Raw genomic sequence first — 17,266 nt, 5'->3', positions numbered from 1 at the left:
CCCGCGGATTCCGCGGGCGGCGACGCCACCGCCGACTCCGCCGATTTTTCTGCTTCCCCCAACTCCGCGGACTCCAGCGTCGCCACGAGCAGGTCGCGCATCTCGGTCACGTCCTGGTGGGACTCGGTCCGAACTGCGGTTTCGAGAAAGTCGATGGGGTCGAAAGTCATCGTACTGTCTGTCTTCACGCGTGGCTGATGCGGCGCGGGTCCGGAGTCGAGTCGAGTTCGCCCGAGAACTCCCGGACCGTCGGCCCGCGCAGGGTCGCACGGCCTTCCCGGAAGCTCACGTCGAGGCGGCCGCCCGGCGGATGGACCGCGACCGCGTCCTCGTCGGTGCGTCCCAGCCGTCTCGCGGCCACTCCGATGGCCACCGCGCCGGTGCCACACGAGCGCGTCTCGCCCTCGACGCCGCGCTCGAAGGTGCGCTGGTCGAACCCGCCGTCCTCGCGCGAGGACGCGAGCGTGACGTTCGCGCCCTCGGGGAACACGTCGGCGTGGCGGATCGGCGGTGTGACCTCCGCCAGCGAAACCTCGGCCACGTCCTCGACGAACGCGACCGCGTGCGGGACGCCGGTGTTCACCGCAGTAAACTCAAGTTCCGAGTCCTGTTCCGCGACGACCTCTTCGATCATGGGCTCGGCGCGCTCGGGCGCGAGCGGGACGTCTTCGGGTGCGAACGAGGGCCGGCCCATCTCGATGGTCACGTCGTCGCCGTGGATCTCCGCCCGGCGGGTGCCCGCCTGCGTGTCGAGCATGACGGCGTCCGCGTCGGTGCGCTCGGCGGTCCACTTTGCGGCGCAGCGCGCGCCGTTGCCGCACATCGCGGCGGTCGAGCCGTCGGGCTGGACCAGCGTCATCACCGCGCGGGGCGGCGAGAACTCGGGTTCGAGCGCCAGGAAGAGCACGCCGTCGACGCCCACGCCGTCGGTGGGGTCGCACACCTCGCAGGCGAACGCCGCGCGGTCGGGGACGTACTCGTCGGCGTCGACGATCACGAAGTCGTTGCCGGTGCCGTGGTACGTCTCGAAGCTGATCGTCATCGGTCCACCTCCGGTTCGACCGCGGTCACGTCCGCAACGGTCTCGCGGCGTCGCGCCAGCGAGGCCGCCCCGTCTTCGAGGACGACCGACGCCGGCCGCGGTCGGGAGTTGTACTGGCTCGCCATCTCGTAGCCGTACGCGCCGGCGTTGCCCACCGCGAGCAGGTCGCCGCGCTCGGGGTCGGACAGCCGGTGGTCGCCGAGGGTGTCGCCGCTCTCGCAGACCGGTCCGGCGACGGTCACCTCGCGCTCCGGGCGACCTTCGCCCTCGCCCTCGGACTCGGGCGAACCACCGCTCTCTGCGTCCGCCGAGACGTTCCGGGTCTCGTGGTGGGCGTCGTAGATCGCGGGCCGCGCGAGGGTCGTCATCCCCGCGCCCACGCCGACGACCGTCGCACTCAGCGCGTCCTTGACGGTGTTGACCCGGGTGAGCAGGACCCCCGCGTCGGCCACCAGATAGCGGCCGGGTTCCACGGCGAGCGCGGCGTCGACTTCGCCCAGCGCCTCGCGGGTCGCGTCGGCGACCGCGTCGAGGTCGAGCGGTTCCTCGTCCGGCCGGTACGGGACGCCGAAGCCGCCGCCGACATCGACGAATTCGAGCGAAATGCCTTCGGAACTGTCGACGCTCCCACCTTCGTCTCGCGGCTGGGCGACCTCGCGCGCGAGGTCGCCCAGCCGCGAGACCAGCTCCCGGTGGGCCGAGAGGTCCTCGCCCGAGATGCCGCTCCCGGCGTGGGCGTGGAGGCCGACGACCTCGAAGCGCTCGCTGGCGTCCGCGACGACGGCCGCGGCGCGGTCGTACGGGACGCCGAACTTGGCGTCCGCGCCGGTCGAGACCTTCTCGTGGTGGCCCGCGCCCACGCCCGGATTCACGCGGATGCAGACCCGGCCGTCGTACCCGCGCTCGGCGAGCCGGTCGAGGGTGTCGACCGCGCCAGCGGTGACGGTGAGGTCCGGGTAGTCCTCGGCGAGTTCGACCGCCACGTCGAGGTCGCGGGCTGGTGGATTCACGGCGGTGTAGTGGACGTGCGAGCCCCCGCCGCCTGCTCGCGAGCAGGCGTTGAGGGCTCGTGCGAGTTCGCCGGCCGAGGCGCACTCGATGCCCGCGCCTTCCTCGGCGAGCGCTTGCAGGACCGGCCGCACGGTGTTGGCCTTCGCGGCGTAGAATATCTCCGCGTCGGGGAACGCGTCGGCCATCCGGCGGTAGTTCTCCCGCACGCGGTCGATGTCGAGGACGTAGAGGGGCGTCCCGTGCTCGTCGGCGAGGTCGTCGAGTCGGTGGGCAGGCCAGTCCGCGAGTCGGCGGACGGGCGGGTTTTGGACGGCTCCGGAGTCGCTGTCGTCGTTTTCGATGAGGACGCTCATTCTCGGAGCGCCTCCTCTCGCTCTACGCCTTCGAGGGTGGTCTCCTCGACGTCCATCGCCACGACGGCGGGCTTGTACGCCCCGCCGTCGAACAGGTCGTGGTCGCCGACCGACGACTCCACGAACCGGGTGAACGCCCGGCGCTCGGGCGGCAGGTGGCCGTAGACGACTTCCTCCTCCACGAGGTCGTAGACCGGGATGCGGGGGGTCAGCAGCGTGTTCTCCGCGACGACGCTGTTCTCGCCCACGACGAATCCGGAGGTGACCCGACAGCCCGCGCCGAGCGACGCGCCGTCCTCCACGACGACCGGCGCGTCCTCCACGGGTTCGAGCACCCCACCGATGAGCGTGTTCGCGCCGAGCTTCACGTCCGCGCCGATCTGGGCGCACGACCCCACCGTGTCACAGGAGTCGACGAGCGTGCCGTCGCCGACGTGCGCGCCGATATTGACGAAGCTCGGGCTCATCAGGATGGCGTCCGCGCCGACGTAGGCTCCCCGGCGGAGGACCGTGCCATCGGGCGTGTTTCGGGTCCCGCGCTCGGGTAGGTCGGCCGTCTCGCGCAGGGCGAGTACGTCGTGGTAGGTCACGTCGCCGTACTTCCGGCCCGAAATCTCGCGCAGGCCGAAGTTGAGCAGGATGCCGTGCTTGACCCACTCGTTGGACTCCCACGACCCGTCGCGGTGCTCGGCGGCCCTGACCTCGCCGGTCTCGAGCGCGTCGAGGAAGGCGTCGAGCGCGTCGCGTTCCTCGCGGCCCGCGCTCTCGGCGGTCAGCCGTCCGTCGTCGTATCGATGCCACAGTTCGGTGATCTCTGATTCCAGACTCATCGGTTGCCCTCCGCAGTTCCGTTCGCTCCCCTTCCGTCATCGCTCGCGCCGATTCTGTCGTCGTTCGCTCCTCTCGCTTCCGCGTTCATCGGTCGCCCTCCACCACGTCCGCGAAGTCGTACCAGCCCGGCTCTCTCCCCGCGAGCCAGACTGCGGCGTCGAGCGCGCCCTCGGCGAACACGCCGCGGTCCTCGGCGCGGTGGGTGAGCCGGATCTCCTCGTGATTTCCCGCCAGTAGGACCTCGTGTTCGCCGGTGATGGTCCCGGCCCGCCGCGCGTGGACGCCAATCTCGCCGGGGTCGCGCGGGGCCTCGCCCTCGCGGCCGTGGACGCGCTCGGTGGTATTTTCCGCGCGAGCGTCCTCGATGCTCTCCAGAATCGTCTTCGCGGTGCCGCTCGGCGCGTCGCGCTTCCGTTCGTGGTGGGTCTCGGTCACCTCCACGTCGTAGCCCGGGAGGTCTGCGACCGCAGACTCGACCGCCGAGAGCAGCGCCTGAATCCCGCGGCCGAAGTTCGAGGCCTTCAGCACCGGCGCACGCTCGGCCGACTCGCGGAGCGCGCGTTCGCCCTCGTCGTCGAATCCCGTGGTGCCGACCACGCTGGCGACGCCCGCTTCAGCGGCGGTCGCGACGTACTCGACGCTGCTCTCCGGGCCGGTGAAGTCAACCAACGCTTCGGGGTCGCGCTCGGCGAGCAACCGGTCGAGTTCGCTCGCGGGTCGGACTCCGGACTTGCCGTCGCGGTCGCGTTCGCGGTCGCCCGAAGCGGCGCTTCGAGCGACCGCGAACGCGACGGTCACGTCTTCGCGTCCGTTCGCCGCGTCGAGGACTGCACGGCCCATCTGGCCGGTCGCTCCCGTGATCGCGACGCGTACGCCGTCGTCAGCGGCACCGTCTCGACTCATCGGTGTAGTTCGTGCCCGCTCTTGGGGTGTCGTTCGGCGCGTCCTCGGTTCATGGCTGTCGTTTGGTTCGACTTCGGTTCATGGTCGTCCCTCGATTCGGTCCGCGTTCATGGTCGTACCTCAGTCGGTTCCCCCGATAACTCCCCGAGGATACCCGCAAGTTCTGCGCGGTGGTTCTCGGACAGTCGGGTCAGCGGCGACCGGAGGTTGCCGGGGCCGTGGCCCCGGATCGCCATCGCCTCCTTCACGGGGATGGGGTTGGTCTCGGCGAACAGCGCGCGCACCAGCGGCCCGAGTTCCTCGTGGCGCTCGCGGGCCGCCTCGAAGTCGCCCGACCGGGCGGCCTCGACCATCGCGACCACGCGCTCGGGTTCGACGTTCGCGGCAACGCTGATGGCTCCGGTCGCGCCGAGCGAGAGCAGCGGGAGCGTGAGGTAGTCGTCGCCCGACAGCACCGAAAAGTCCTCGTCGCGGGTGCGCTCGATTACCTCGCCGATCCGACCGAGGTCGCCGCTGGCGGCCTTGTAGCCCACGACGTTCTCGTGGCGGGCCAGCGACTCGGCGGTCTCGAGCGCGATGTTTCGTCCCGTCCGGGAGGGGACGTTGTAGACGATCTGGGGCAGGTCGACCTCGTCGGCGATGGTCCGGTAGTGGCGCTCCATCCCCTCGGGTTCGGGCTTGTTGTAGTACGGCGAGATGAGCAGCAGGGCGTCGGCCCCGGCGTCGGCCGACCGGCGAGCGAGTTCGAGCGCCTCGCGAGTGTTGTTGCTCCCTGCGCCCGCGATCACCGGCACGTCCACGACGTCGGTGACGGCTTCGACCACCTCGACGTGTTCGTCGTGCGAGAGGGTCGCGCTCTCGCCGGTCGAGCCGACCGGCACGAGGCCGTCGACCCCGGCGTCTTCGAGGCGCTGGGCGTCGTCGCGGAGCTGTTCGAAGTCGATGCTGTCGTCGGTCAGGAACGGGGTCGTCATCGCGGGGTAGACCCCTTCGAAGGGTTCGTCGGATGTTGTCATTGGGTTGTGGTTGGTGGGGCTGGTCGAAGTGCGGTACAGAACGAGTACGGCCCACGACGGATGTGCCACCTCCGCCGAAAACCTGCGACTACCGTGTTTTCGTGCGTTTCAGCCCCGCAAAACCGACCGACCCACCGCTGGTCGCGTGAGCGCGACCGACAGCGGTGGCGTCGGAATGCATACCACCAGATGAAGTCCCTCCGAACTTAACCTTTGGCTTTGAAGCAGTAGTTGCTCCGACGATACGTGACCGAGAGACAGCTAATTCCGGCAGTTTTTCGGCCGAATCCGAGCCTCGTCGCGATACCGTCGTGCTGCAACGGACCGGACGATAGATTGGAGACGAATCGACTGCAGGACCCCGAAATCGCGTCGCGCGAAAGGTGGTTTTATCTTTTCGCCCCGCGAAGCCGGGATTAATGCTCGTTCTGGGAGACGCCCACGCCGACGACGCCGCCCGGCAGCGGGCGCTGTTCGCGGCCTACCGGGACGCCGACGCGGACGTCGCGCTCCAGCTCGGCGACCTGCTCTACTACGACCTGCCGATTCCGACCTACTTCATCTCGGGTAACAACGAGGACTTCGACGTCGTCGAGGCGCTGCGCCACGGCCGGGTCGAGAGTTCGGACGTTCACAACGCCGTCCTGCTCGGCAACGAGGCAGTCGAGGTCGACGGCCTACGCGTCGCCGGCCTGTGTGGCAACTTCGCGCCGACGCAGTTCGACCGCGCCCGGGCCAACCTGCGGGGCGAGCGCAGGCGACACTTCGTCCGGGAGGACGTCGAAGCCGTCAAGCAACTGTCGGACGTGGACGTGCTGCTCACCCACGAGGCCCCGCACGGACTCCCCGTCACCGAGGACTACGAGGTGGGCTGTGAGTACGTGGACGAACTGCTGGAGGCGGTCGAACCCCGGCTCTGTCTCGTCGGCCACCACCACGAGCACGCCGAGACGACCTACGGCGACACTCGGGTCGTGAGCCTCGCGCCCGCGTGGGAGCACTACTACCGGCTGGACCCGGGGACGTTGGCACTCGACCGGTTCGAGACGCCGCCGGTGTGAGCGTTTCTCTGTTTTGGATTTGAGTCGGCGTGTCTTCTCAGTTTTTCTCAACTTTCAGACTCGGTGCGAACGGTATTCTACTTTCAGAATTGGAGCGAACGAAATTCTATGGAAGTACGGCGCGCGCGAGGGCTGAGGACCGCAGCGAAGCGAGGACCGCAAGCGGTTGGGGAGGACGAGGTGCGGTGCAGCGGGGTGCGGTTGCGGTTTCTCATATGCCTCGGCAGAAGCTAGCTTCTTTAGCACGAAATCCTGTGGCGTGAGAGTCTAGGAAGCTAGCTACTGCTTGAGCCGAGGCGTGACCGCACCGCCACCGCAGCAGCACCGCGACCGCACTGCCCTGCACCGCCACCGCAGCAGCACCGCGACCGCACTGCCCTGCACCGCCACCGCAGGCCTCACACCTCCCCAGCCTCCTGCGTTGCTCGGCCTCCGGCCTGCGCTACTCGTCCCTCGCGCGCTGTGGCGCGACACAAGGTCGCGCCTGCACGCGCCGGTCTGGAACGTGAAAGCCAGCGTGAGCCAAGGAAAATCGAGTAGAAGTCGAGCAGACGGAGAAATCAAAACGCCCGAAACGAAAACTCGACCCGAGAATCGCGTTACTCCTCGGTGTCGTAGGGTTCGCCCACGGCCGCCGGAACGCGCGTGTAGCCGACCAGCGTGAGCACCACGAGCACCGCCGCGTAGGGGAACAGCCCCACGATGCTGCCAGGCAGCGAGATGCCGACCGTCTGGAACTGGACCTGCAGCATGTCGGTCGCGCCGAACAGCAGCGACGCCGCGAACGCGCCGACCGGGTTGTAGTTGCCGAACAGGTACGCGACGATGGCGATCCAGCCCCGGCCGTCGACCATCGTGACGCCCGTGCCGGTGAACCCGCTCCCGATGCCGATGGAGAGCACCGCGCCAGCGAGGCCCGCCATCGCGCCGGAGAAGATCACCGTCGCGTAGCGGACGCGGTTCACGTCCACGCCCGCGGTGTCGAGCGCTTCGGGGTTCTCGCCCGCCGCCTGTACCCAATAACCGTACCGGGTTCGGTAGAGCACGACCCACGCGACCGCAGTTATCAGGATGGTGAACAGCACTAGCGGCGAGGCGTCGAACAGCACGCGACCCAGGACCGGAATCTCGGCCAGCAGGGGCACCGTCACGTTGTCGATGTTCGGCAGCGAGGGGCTGGAGACGCCGCCCCAGATGACGGTCGCGGTGAACGGGCCGAAGCCGAGACCGATGAACCAGACCGCCAGTCCGGCCACGATCTGGTCGGCCTCGTAGCGGATCGTGAGGACTGCAAATATCACGGTCAGCAGCGCGCAGACCACGATCGCCGCGAGGACGCCGAACCAGAGGTCGACCTGCGTGATCGACCCCTCGCCGGAGACGATCCACGTCCCGGCCGCCGCGGTCAGCGCACCGAGGATCATGAAGCCTTCGAGGCCGATGTTGAACACGCCGCTTTTCTCGGCGTAGAGCCCGCCGATGGCCGCCAGCGCGATGGGCGTCGCGGCCCGGAGTGAGCGCTCGGCCATGCCGACCGTGAGCAGTTCGCCCACCGGAAGGTCGAAGACGGCCGCGACGACCGCCAGCAGGACGACCGCGATTGCCCCGCCGCCGATGGCCGTCCGATTCCGCGCCGCGTAGTCGCCCACACTCATTTGCGGTCACCTCCGAGTCCGGTCCGGCGACCGGCCATCCGGAACAGCTCCGGCGTGGCGACGAACAGCACGACCAGCCCGACCACGCCGTCGACCAGCTCCGACGGCACGTCGAGCGTGAACCCGATGTACTGCCCGCCGGCGTCGAGCCCGCCGAACAGGATCCCCGCGGGCACGACGCCCAGCGGGTTGTTCGCCGCGAGCAGGCTCACCGCGATGGCGTCGAAGCCAAAGCGCGGGAACGTCGCCGGGTCCGAGTAGTAACCCAGGATCATGATGGCGAACATCGCGCCGGTCAGCCCGGCGACCATCCCGGAGAACGTCATCGTCGTGACGACGGTCCGCTTGGGGTCGACGCCCGAGTAGGCGGCCGCCGACTCCTGATAGCCGCTCGTGACGAGGTCGTAGCCGAATCTGGTCCGAGACATCACGACCGCGACGACGATGACGGTGGCGAGCGCCACGCCCAGACCGACCACCGAGAACGAACTGCTGTCGAACACGAGCGACGGCAGTTCGACGTAGTCGGGGAACTGCTCGGTGTTGGGCGCGGCTGCGCCCGAAGGCCGGAGCTGGCTGTCCACGAGGTAGAACACCACGCCCGACGCGATGAAGTTGAGCATGATGGTCGTGATGACCTCGTTGGCGTCGGCGTACGCCTTCATCAGCCCGGGCAGCGCGGCGTACGCGCCCCCGGCGAGGATGGCCGCAATCGTCCCGAAGACGATGAGCAACACGCCGCCGACCGTTCCGGTCGGCAGGTACGGCGCGAGAAAGAGGATCGTCACGGACGTCGCGAACCCGCCGACGACGAACTGGCCCTGCACGCCGATGTTGAACACGCCCGCCCGGAACGCCACGGCGACTGCCACGCCCGCGATGATGAGCATCGTGGACTGGCGGAGCGTGAACGCGACGTTCGACTTGCTCCCGAACGCGCCGTACGCCAGCGAGGAGACGAACTCGACCGCGTCGTAGCCCGACGCGGCCACGACGACTGCCCCGAGCGCGAGTGCGAGCAGGGTCGAGGCCACCGCGATGGCGAGCCGCTCGACCGCGGTCGCGTGCACCATCCGGTCGGCCGTCCGGTCGAGGACCGCGCGGGCTCCGTTCCCGCTCACGACTCGACACCTCCGTCCGAGGTGGATTCTCCGTCATCGACAACCGACTCGGGCGGGGCGTCGGCCGAGGCCTCGGCCGACGCCCCGCCCGAGTCGGGGCTGCGGCCCGCCATCAGCAGGCCGAGTTCCTCCTCGGTCACCTCGTCGGGGTCGACCATGCCGACGAACTCGCCCTCGTACATCACCGCGATGCGGTCCGAGAGCTTCTGGACCTCGTCGAGCTTCGAGGAGACCAGCAGGACCGCCATCCCCGCGTCGCGCATCTCGAACAGCCGCTCGTGGATGAACTCGATGGAGCCGATGTCGACCCCGCGGGTCGGGTGGGATGCGACCACGAGGTCGGGCTGGTGTTCGAGTTCGCGCCCGACCACGAACTTCTGCTGGTTGCCGCCCGACAGCGATCCGGCCTCGGCCTCGGCGTTCGGCGGTTGCACGTCGTACTGCTCGACGATGTCCTCGGCGTGGGTGCGGACCGCGCCCCAGTCGACGAAGCCGTTTTCGACGTACGGCGCGACGGTCTGGTTGCCGAGCAAGGCGTTGCGCACGAGGTCGTAGTCCTGAACGAGCCCCTCCTCCTGGCGGTCCTCGGGTACGTAGGCGATGCCCGCGTCGATGCGCTCGCGGCGGCTCGCGTCGGTCACGTCCCGGCCGTCGAAGGTGACGGTGCCCGATTCCGCGCTCCGGAGGCCCGTGAGCGCCTCCACGAGTTCGGCCTGTCCGTTGCCGTCGACGCCCGCGACGCCGAACACCTCGCCTTCGCGCACTTCCAAGTCGACGCCGCCGACCTGTTCGAGGCCGCGGTCGTCCTCGACCCGGAGGTCGTCGACGCCGAGCGTGACTGCGCCGGGCGAGGTCTCGCGCGCGGGGTAGTCGAACAGCACGTCCCGGCCGACCATCATCCGGGCGAGTTCCTCGCGGGTGGTCTCGCTCGCCTCGACCGTGCCGACCGACTCGCCGTCGCGGAGCACGGTGATGTGGTCGGCGACCGCCAGGGCTTCGTCGAGCTTGTGCGTGATGAAGATGAGCGAGCGCCCGCGCTCGGTGAGTTCGGTCATCACGTCGAACAGCCCCTCGACCTCCTGTGGGGTGAGCACCGCGGTCGGCTCGTCGAGGACGAGCACGTCCGCGCCGCGATAGAGGCTCTTGACGATCTCGACGCGCTGCTGGACGCCGACGCCGAGGTCCTCGACCCGGGTGTCGAGGTGCTCGTCCACGTCGAAGCCGTAGGTCGCGCAGATCTCCTCGATGTCACGCCGGGCGCTCCCCTCGTCGACCAGCCCGCGCTCGGCGGGCTCGTGGCCGAGGACGACGTTCTGGACGACGGTCATGGTGTCGACCAGCTGGAAGTGCTGGTGGATCATGCCCACGCCGGCGTCGATGGCGTCCCGCGGGGAGTCGAACTCGCGGGGCTCGCCGTCGACCGAGATGGTGCCGCCGTCCGGCTCGTAGAGGCCGTACAGCACGCTCATCAGCGTGGTCTTGCCTGCGCCGTTCTCGCCGACGAGCGCGTGGACCGACCCCTTCTCCAGCGAGAGGTCGACCCCGTCGTTGGCGACGACGTCACCGAACCGCTTGGTGATCCCGTCGAGGTCGACGGCGGGTACCTGTGTGTCGCTCATAGCTGTGGGTGGTGGGTGCGTATCATAAATAACGACGGGGGGCCGATCAGTTCTGACAGCCCGACGCGCTACACGGCACCGTCACGTCGCCGTCGATGATGGCCTGTCGCGACTCTTCGAGGTTCTCGGTCACCACGTCCGGGAGGCTGTCTGCCATCGCCTGTCCGAGGACGACTTCGACCGCCTCCTCTTCGAGGCCGATGACGTTGTTGCCGTTGACGCTGTCCCAGTCGTCGTTCACGACGGCAGTGGCGACCTCGCGGGTCCCCTCGTTGATGAACTTCACCGCCGACCCCATGATAACGTCCTGGTAGTCGGGCAGCGTCTTCGACTGGTCGGAGTCGACGCCGATGGCGAACCGACTCGCGCTCTGGGCGGCGTCGAAGACGCCCTGTCCGGCCGCCGCGGCGGCGTGGTAGACGATGTCCGCCCCGGCGTCGTACTGCGAGGTAGCGATGTTGTTCGCGGTCTGGGTGTCCGAGTAGTTGCCGATGTACCCGGTTCGGACCTCGACGTCCTCGTTTACCCACTCGACACCCGCCGCGTACGCCCGCTCGAAGGCGTTGATGAGCGCGCCGTCGACGCCGCCCACGAAGCCGACCGTGCTGGTACCCGGGTCGGTCGAGTTGTCGTCGTGGGAGAACTCCCGGGTCGTCATCGTTCCGGCGAGCACGCCCGCCTGGAACGACATCTCGTGGTTGGCCCACGTGTAGCCCGCGACGTTGGGCTGGTCGACGTGGTCGTTGATGAGCATCCAGTTCTGGTCGGCGTAGTCCGCGGCGTTCGTCTCGAGCGCCTGCGTGTGGTTGTACCCGACCATCACGATGAGGTCGTAGTCCGGGTTGGTGCTCTCGGCGAGTCGCGACTGGACCGTCCCGTACTGGGACTGGTCGGTCTCCTCGACCTGCTGGATCTGGATGTCGTTGTCCTCGGCGGCGCTCTCGAGTCCCTGCAGCGCGAGGTCGTTGAACGCTCCGTCGCCGAAGCCAGCCGGACTGGAGATGATGGCGATGTTCGTGGTTCCGCCACTACCGCCGCCACCCGAGTCGTCGGTCGTGGTGTCGTCGCCCGAGCCACCGCTCTCGGTGGTCTCCTCGGTCGTGGTGTCGCCGTCCTGACCGCCGGTACATCCGGCGAGGGCGATCCCGCCAGCGAGAGCCGCCCCCGAACGGAGGACCGAGCGACGATTCACCCCGCTCGCTGTCAGTTGTTGTCTGTACGTATCTGAAGATCCGCCGTCTGCGCCGGTATCGTCTGTCACAATGCTCCCCTGAGCATATTTACTGGTCCTCGCATAAATAATTACCTAGGAGAGTTTAATCGGGTATCAGGGATTCAACCGGGGAGTAACGGCAGAACTTCGATTCGTGACACGAACGCAGCCGAACCCGGCGACCCCTCAGCGGAGGAGTCGAAACGCCAACGCTAATGGGGACGGGCCCGCGTGGTGTGAGTCATGGACGCCGACGACCGCCGAATTCGCGCTCGGCTGGTAGACGCCTTCACGGACGACCCGTTCGCCGGGAACGCGGCGGGCGTGGTCCCCGACGCCGACGGCCTGGCCGACGACCAGATGCAGGCCATCGCGAACGAACTCGCCGTGAGCGAGACCGCCTTCTTCAGCGAGAGCGACCGGGCCGACCGCCGTGTCCGGTACTTCACGCCCACGACCGAGGTCGACCTCTGTGGGCACGCGACCGTCGCCTCGCACGTCCACCTGCTCGAAGAGGGAGTCGTCGAGCCGGGTACCCACACCCTCGAAACCAACGTCGGAGTCCTCGACATCGACGTGACCGAGGACGGCACGGTATGGATGACCCAGGACGAGCCCGAAATTCGGACCGTGGACCTCGACCGCGAGCGGGTGGCCGGGGCGCTCGGGGTCGACCCCGCGGCGCTGGCGGACATCGGCGCGGACTTCCCGCTGGCGGTCGCCTCGACCGGTCTGCCGTTCCTCGTGGTGCCGGTGAACTTCCTCGAACACGTCGGCGGGATGGCCCCCGACTTCGCCGCGGTCGAGGAGCTCAGCGACGAGGTCGACGCCACCGGAATCTACGCGTTCAGCTTCGACGCGCTGGAGGCCGACTCGACGCTCCACGGCCGGACGTTCGCCCCCGCAGCAGGCGTGCCCGAGGACCCCGTGACCGGCACCGCGAGCGGCGCGGTCGGGGCGTACCTGCGCGAGTTCGACGCCTTCGATGGGGAGTTGCCAGAGGAGATGACCTTCGAGCAGGGCCACTTCGTGGACCGGCCGGGTCACGTCCGCGTGCGCGTGGGCGAGGAGGTACGCGTGGGCGGGCAGGCGGCCGTGGCGCTCGACGGGGAACTCGAGGTGCCCGAAGCGGACGAGGACGACATCATCGACGCGACGTGAGGATCGGTACTCCGACGTGAGGATCGGTACTCCGACGTGAGGATCGGTACTCCGACGTGAGACGGTCACGGACGCAATCTGGCTCCGCTGGCGAGCATCGACTCCTCTGGGGACCCAGCGACTACTCCCGCCAATCGCGCGGGACGTACTGCTGGAAGTCCGGCTCCGGGGACGCCCCCAGCGGCCGGAACGCCCGCTCGCCCCCGACGCGGAACGACTCGATGCGCGACTGGCCGACGCCGGTGAGGTAGCCCACGTAGGCGAGCGCGAGCGAGTGTGCGACGTCGTGGCGAGCGGGATTGACGGGAATCACGGCGTACTCGTTGCGGAGGAGCGGCGGTGGGTCGTCGATCCCCCGCTCGACGTGGACCGCAAGCGCGTCCCCGTCGCTCACGGTCAGGAAGGTGCCGCGGTCGGTCAGCGTGTACGCGCCCGACTGCTCGGCGGTGGTCAGCGTGTTACCCATCCCCTGTCCGGTCTCGCGATACCACGCTCCCGACGGGTCGACGCCCGCCTCGTCCCACAGTCGGCGTTCGCGGATGTGGGTCCCCGAGCGGTCGCCCCGCGAGAGGAAGGTCGCCTCCGACTCGGCGATGGCCGCGAACGACTCGACCGGGTCCCGTCCGGCCGCGCCTGCGGGGTCGTCGGGCGGTCCGACCACGAGGAAGTCGTTGACCATGACGGTCCGGCGGTTCACGCCGTGTCCCTCCCGGAGGAACGGGTCCTCCAGCGGTCGGGCGTGGACGAGCACGACGTCGCAGTCGCCGTCGCGTGCGGTTCTGAGCGCCCCGCCGGTCCCGCGCACGATCGTCTTGAGTCGTACGTCGAATCGGTCCTCGAACCCGGGCGTGAGTTCGCCGAGCAGTCCGCTGTCGTGAGCGGTCGTCGCAGTCGCGAGCGTCAGCGCGTCGGCGACGGAGTCGGTCTGAGATGCGCTCTGGGACCCGTCGCCAACGGTACTGGACTCGTTCCGTTCGGCCCCCGGGGCGTCGTCGCTACACCCGGCGAGTGAGACCGCTCCCCCGAGCCCCAGTAGCTGAACGTACCGTCGCCGGTCCATGTCCGAGATAACCATTCGAGGTTACAAAATGGTTTGGGAGTGAATATAAACGGTGTCTTCGCGCGGGGTGCCGGTAGGGACCGACGGTCACGGGCGAACTAAGCGGAACGGAGGTCCCGGAGCGCCTGTCGGTTCCACTCCTTGGCGCGCGCACGCTCGTCTTCGGTGTGGTCGGCGTACCACAGCGAGAACCACGCGAGCGGAAACAGCCGGGTGACCGCGAGGTAGAGCTCCCGGCGGCGCTGGAAGTCGTCGTCGCGCTCGATTTCGTTGGTCGCTTCGTACCCTCGCGCAGTGCCGTGCGGACGCGCTCGCGCCGCGGGTCGTCGTGGCGCGCGAACCCGCTGAGGTGCTGCTCGGTGAGGACGAGGTTGTACTGGGACTCCAGCGTGTGGGCGTTCCCCCAGTCGAGGACGGCCTCCGTTCGTCCGCCTTCGGGGTCCACGAGCAGGTTGCCGAGTCGGTAGTCGTCGTCGCCGAACACCGGCTCGAACGACCGGTCGAGGGCGTCCAGCCGGTCGTCGACGACCGCTCGCAGGTCGGCGGCGAGGTCGGCGAACTCCGGCTCGACGTTGTCGAGGGTGCTGTCGGCCATGGCTTCCACGTGCGCTCGCCACGGCTGCTGTCCGGCGTCGCCGACCACGAGACGTCGGTCGTCGGCTGCGAAGTCGTCCCCTTCCGGGACCGCGACTCCCCTTACTGCGTTCTGGTCCACACCCGGTCCGACCGCTTGCCCGGCGTCCGCTGCGAGACGCACCGGGCCGAACCGCCGAACGTCGCCGAGCCGGTGGAGTTCGCCGAGATTGCGCCCGGCCTCGCGGGCGAGCCGTTCCATCGTCTCGACCGGTAGCTGGCGGATCTCGTGCTCGCGGACCTCGCCGTCGCAGCGCTCCATCAGGAAGAACGGCGCGGGCAGGTCGTCGTGGTCGTCGACCGCGCCGATCGCGCTCGGAACCGGAATCGAGGTCCGCTGGTCGAGTGTGGCGAGGACGTAGGGCTCCGTCCGGAACTCCGCGGGGTCGAGGAACGTGCAGGCTTTCAGCACGCACTCGCGGGGTCCAGCGGGCGTCTCGACCGTCAGAACGTGCACCTCGTCGGTGCCCTCGGCGGCCGGGACGGCCTCGCGGAGCGACCAGTCCGGACGGATCTCGCGGACCATCGCGGCGAGAATATCGTCCCCGAACTCCGCGTCGCCGTCGAACTCGTCCATGACGGACGCTCGGGGGCGCGCGGTAGAAGTCTTGTCCTCCCGCGCGAAGGTGTCGCAAGGATCGGGTCGGTCCGCGAACCGTCCCTATTCGAGCACGTCGGCCAAGGCGTCCATCGTGCGCTCGACGCGGCCGGGGTCGGCGTTGTAGCCCATGTGACCGACTCTGAGCACGTCGTCCGCGAACTCCCCCAGCCCGGTCGCGACGACGATGCCGTGGTCGGTTTCGAGGCGGCGCTTGAGGTCGCCCGCGCGCCCCTCGGCGCGGAACGCGGTCACGGTCGGCGAACACAGGTCGTCCGACTCGGGGAACGGCTCCAGGCCCAGCTCGCGGCCGCGCTCGCGACACTGCTCGGCGACCGCCTCGTGGCGCTGGTAGACGTTGTCGAGGCCCTCGTCGAGCAGCCGGTCGAGCGACGCGTCCAGCGCGTAGAGGTTCGACACCGCGTGGGTGTACGGCAGGAACACCGGCTCGCCCTCCTCGAACTCCACGTCGCGCCACGGCGCGAGACTGGTGTAGAAGCTATCCTGCTCGGTGTCCTCGACCTCGGCCCACGCCCGGTCGCTGACCGACAGCGTGGTCAGCCCAGGCGGAGAGCTGAAGCACTTCTGGGACGCGCCGAGACAGACGTCGATGTTCTCGACCGGCACCGGCGTCCCGCCGAGCGAGGAGACGGCGTCGACGACGGTCAGCACGCCCGCGTCCTGGAGGACGCCGAGGATCTCCTCGAAGTCGTTGAGCAGGCCGGTCGGCGTCTCGCAGTGGACCAGCGTCGCCGCGGTGAACTCGTGCTCCTCGACGGCGTCTTTGACCGCTTCCACGTCGAACCCCGCGTCGAACGGGGCTTCGTGGACCACGGGGTTACCGCCCTGCATCTCCACGAAGTCGGAAAATCCCTCGCCAAAGATTCCGTTCGCGAGACAGAGCACGTCGTCGCCGGGCGAGACCAGCGACGCGACGCTGGCTTCCAGTCCGAGCATCCCCTCGCCGCTGAGGACCAGCACGTCGTCGTCGGTGCCGTACACCGCTGCCAACTTGTCGAGCAGCGCCTCGTACTCGGAGGCGAACTCGGCCTCCACGTCGGGGTTGATCAGCGGGCGACCCATCGCGTCGCGGACCTCGGGCGGGAGCGCGGTCGGGCCGGGCGTCATCAGGAGTTCGTCGCGGTCGTCCATGCACGACGTTTCGGGACTGGTGTTCCTAAAGGTGGCCGAAGCGGCAGGTCGCGATTCGGCTTCGGAGCGTCGGAAAACGAATGGGCGCTACCGGGTTTGGACGGTAGTTTATGAGTCCTGCTGGCTCCACTACGCGGACCGTTGTCAACACTGAAGAACAGGAGGGCCACAACCTCAGCGAGCGTACGTAGAACTTCGCCAGTCCCCAGGATGGAGCTGACGAGACGACAAAGCATCACGGGGAACAGCAAACAATACCATCCCGACAGTAGTAGGAAGCCATATATAATCATTATTAGGCCATGCTCAATACTACACTGTAGGAGATGGCAAGGGGGGACCGTCACTCGCGTCGTCGAGTACTCAAACGAGTTGGCGCATTAGTCGGCAGTATTCCGCTGACAAAGCCCGGCAAGCTTCTCGGCCAGACCGAGCCACGAATCTACGGGTGGATTACAAAGGGGAACAAGACCGACATCACGGACCAAGAAGCGACCATCGAGAAACGGCTCTACCGAGGAATGACCCAATGCAACGACGGCGACGTATTCAAATGCCGGACATGCACTGACGTCACCTATTTTCTTCTCGTCCCGGCTGACTCGACGCACCCGACAGTCGGTGAGACCTATCGATTCAGTCTGACAGGGGACACAACCCGATGCGGGAACTTTCGAGTCCGACTCTCCAACGCGACCACCTGTAATCCGACACGGGAGTCCACGATGACCGACTCACCGACGTCGACGGAACCCACGACAACCACAACTGAGACTACCACGACCGACGCCACGACGACAGACACCACGACCAGAGAGACGACTACGACAGAACCCA

The 17,266-nt window shown here is 68.3% G+C and carries 14 protein-coding genes; 2 read left to right on the top strand and 12 right to left on the bottom strand.

The features are described from left to right. Positions 1-184: 184 nt before the first annotated feature. The 5 genes from dapF to dapA all read right to left on the bottom strand — a co-directional run bounded on the left by dapF (position 185) and on the right by dapA (position 5,156). Positions 185-1,042, bottom strand: a complete 858-nt coding sequence (gene dapF, locus DPQ64_RS14320) for a diaminopimelate epimerase (RefSeq protein WP_115864999.1) — start codon at positions 1,040-1,042, stop codon at positions 185-187. Beyond that, positions 1,039-2,406, bottom strand: a complete 1,368-nt coding sequence (gene lysA / locus DPQ64_RS14315) for a diaminopimelate decarboxylase (RefSeq protein ID WP_115864998.1) — start codon at positions 2,404-2,406, stop codon at positions 1,039-1,041. Before lysA ends, dapF begins: the two co-directional genes overlap by 4 nt. Then, positions 2,403-3,236 (bottom strand): 2,3,4,5-tetrahydropyridine-2,6-dicarboxylate N-succinyltransferase, encoded by an 834-nt coding sequence (locus DPQ64_RS14310; RefSeq protein ID WP_115864997.1) that lies wholly within the window; start codon positions 3,234-3,236, stop codon positions 2,403-2,405. Before DPQ64_RS14310 ends, lysA begins: the two co-directional genes overlap by 4 nt. Positions 3,237-3,321: 85 nt before the next feature. Further along, the gene (gene dapB, locus DPQ64_RS14305; protein WP_115864996.1) at positions 3,322-4,140 is read right to left on the bottom strand and encodes a 4-hydroxy-tetrahydrodipicolinate reductase; all 819 of its coding nucleotides are present in this window, start codon (positions 4,138-4,140) and stop codon (positions 3,322-3,324) included. Positions 4,141-4,247: 107 nt separating this feature from the next. Further along, the gene (gene dapA / locus DPQ64_RS14300; protein WP_115864995.1) at positions 4,248-5,156 is read right to left on the bottom strand and encodes a 4-hydroxy-tetrahydrodipicolinate synthase; all 909 of its coding nucleotides are present in this window, start codon (positions 5,154-5,156) and stop codon (positions 4,248-4,250) included. 383 nt (positions 5,157-5,539) lie between these two features. On the opposite strand from dapA, the gene DPQ64_RS14295 reads away from it, so the two are divergent. Beyond that, positions 5,540-6,217 carry a metallophosphoesterase family protein gene (locus DPQ64_RS14295; protein ID WP_269814486.1) on the top strand — a complete coding sequence of 226 codons (678 nt, stop codon included), beginning with the start codon at positions 5,540-5,542 and terminating at the stop codon, positions 6,215-6,217. 599 nt (positions 6,218-6,816) lie between these two features. Here the strand turns inward: DPQ64_RS14295 and DPQ64_RS14290 are convergent. Genes DPQ64_RS14290 through DPQ64_RS14275 form a run of 4 tightly spaced genes read right to left on the bottom strand, consistent with a single transcriptional unit; the run spans position 6,817 to position 11,819 of the window. Further along, complete coding sequence (locus DPQ64_RS14290; RefSeq protein ID WP_115864993.1) at positions 6,817-7,872, bottom strand: ABC transporter permease; 1,056 nt, start codon at positions 7,870-7,872, stop codon at positions 6,817-6,819. After that, positions 7,869-8,945, bottom strand: coding sequence for an ABC transporter permease (locus DPQ64_RS14285; RefSeq protein ID WP_115865000.1), 1,077 nt, complete (start codon positions 8,943-8,945; stop codon positions 7,869-7,871). The genes DPQ64_RS14290 and DPQ64_RS14285 overlap by 4 nt, the downstream gene beginning before the upstream one ends. Before the next feature lie 44 nt (positions 8,946-8,989). Continuing rightward, complete coding sequence (locus DPQ64_RS14280) at positions 8,990-10,612, bottom strand: ABC transporter ATP-binding protein (RefSeq protein ID WP_115864992.1); 1,623 nt, start codon at positions 10,610-10,612, stop codon at positions 8,990-8,992. 46 nt (positions 10,613-10,658) lie between these two features. Further along, positions 10,659-11,819: a BMP family lipoprotein gene (locus DPQ64_RS14275; protein WP_394338835.1), complete on the bottom strand. Its 1,161-nt coding sequence runs from the start codon at positions 11,817-11,819 to the stop codon at positions 10,659-10,661. Between the two features lie 249 nt (positions 11,820-12,068). Between DPQ64_RS14275 and DPQ64_RS14270 the strand changes: the two genes are divergently transcribed. Next, entirely contained in the window at positions 12,069-12,986 is a 918-nt protein-coding gene (locus tag DPQ64_RS14270; RefSeq protein WP_115864990.1) for a PhzF family phenazine biosynthesis protein, read from the top strand. A 121-nt stretch (positions 12,987-13,107) separates the two neighbouring features. Here the strand turns inward: DPQ64_RS14270 and DPQ64_RS14265 are convergent, their stop codons facing one another. The 3 genes from DPQ64_RS14265 to DPQ64_RS14255 all read right to left on the bottom strand — a co-directional run bounded on the left by DPQ64_RS14265 (position 13,108) and on the right by DPQ64_RS14255 (position 16,429). Then, positions 13,108-14,046 (bottom strand): substrate-binding domain-containing protein, encoded by a 939-nt coding sequence (locus DPQ64_RS14265; protein ID WP_115864989.1) that lies wholly within the window; start codon positions 14,044-14,046, stop codon positions 13,108-13,110. Beyond that, positions 13,982-15,256 (bottom strand): phosphotransferase family protein, encoded by a 1,275-nt coding sequence (locus tag DPQ64_RS14260; RefSeq protein ID WP_115864988.1) that lies wholly within the window; start codon positions 15,254-15,256, stop codon positions 13,982-13,984. The genes DPQ64_RS14265 and DPQ64_RS14260 overlap by 65 nt, the downstream gene beginning before the upstream one ends. 84 nt (positions 15,257-15,340) lie before the next feature. Continuing rightward, a complete protein-coding gene (locus DPQ64_RS14255; RefSeq protein WP_115864987.1) occupies positions 15,341-16,429 on the bottom strand; it encodes a pyridoxal-phosphate-dependent aminotransferase family protein in 1,089 nt (362 codons plus the stop codon). Positions 16,430-17,266: the final 837 nt, after the last annotated feature.

Origin of the sequence: Halorussus litoreus (assembly GCF_003382685.1) — an archaeon.
Classification (GTDB): domain Archaea; phylum Halobacteriota; class Halobacteria; order Halobacteriales; family Haladaptataceae; genus Halorussus; species Halorussus litoreus.
The sequence above is the reverse complement of the archived record's forward strand: the minus strand, read 5'-3'. Positions and strand labels throughout refer to the sequence as shown.

Bases quoted from the DNA above. Each gene is read 5' to 3' on its own strand.
- DPQ64_RS14255 (WP_115864987.1), bottom strand. From the start codon at position 16,429: ATGGACGACCGCGACGAACTCCTGATGACGCCCGGCCCGACCGCGCTC.
- DPQ64_RS14260 (WP_115864988.1), bottom strand. From the start codon at position 15,256: ATGGACGAGTTCGACGGCGACGCGGAGTTCGGGGACGATATTCTCGCC.
- lysA (WP_115864998.1), bottom strand. From the start codon at position 2,406: ATGAGCGTCCTCATCGAAAACGACGACAGCGACTCCGGAGCCGTCCAA.
- DPQ64_RS14310 (WP_115864997.1), bottom strand. From the start codon at position 3,236: ATGAGTCTGGAATCAGAGATCACCGAACTGTGGCATCGATACGACGAC.
- dapF (WP_115864999.1), bottom strand. From the start codon at position 1,042: ATGACGATCAGCTTCGAGACGTACCACGGCACCGGCAACGACTTCGTG.
- DPQ64_RS14265 (WP_115864989.1), bottom strand. From the start codon at position 14,046: ATGGACCGGCGACGGTACGTTCAGCTACTGGGGCTCGGGGGAGCGGTC.
- dapB (WP_115864996.1), bottom strand. From the start codon at position 4,140: ATGAGTCGAGACGGTGCCGCTGACGACGGCGTACGCGTCGCGATCACG.
- DPQ64_RS14285 (WP_115865000.1), bottom strand. From the start codon at position 8,945: ATGGTGCACGCGACCGCGGTCGAGCGGCTCGCCATCGCGGTGGCCTCG.
- DPQ64_RS14270 (WP_115864990.1), top strand. From the start codon at position 12,069: ATGGACGCCGACGACCGCCGAATTCGCGCTCGGCTGGTAGACGCCTTC.
- DPQ64_RS14290 (WP_115864993.1), bottom strand. From the start codon at position 7,872: ATGAGTGTGGGCGACTACGCGGCGCGGAATCGGACGGCCATCGGCGGC.
- dapA (WP_115864995.1), bottom strand. From the start codon at position 5,156: ATGACAACATCCGACGAACCCTTCGAAGGGGTCTACCCCGCGATGACG.
- DPQ64_RS14280 (WP_115864992.1), bottom strand. From the start codon at position 10,612: ATGAGCGACACACAGGTACCCGCCGTCGACCTCGACGGGATCACCAAG.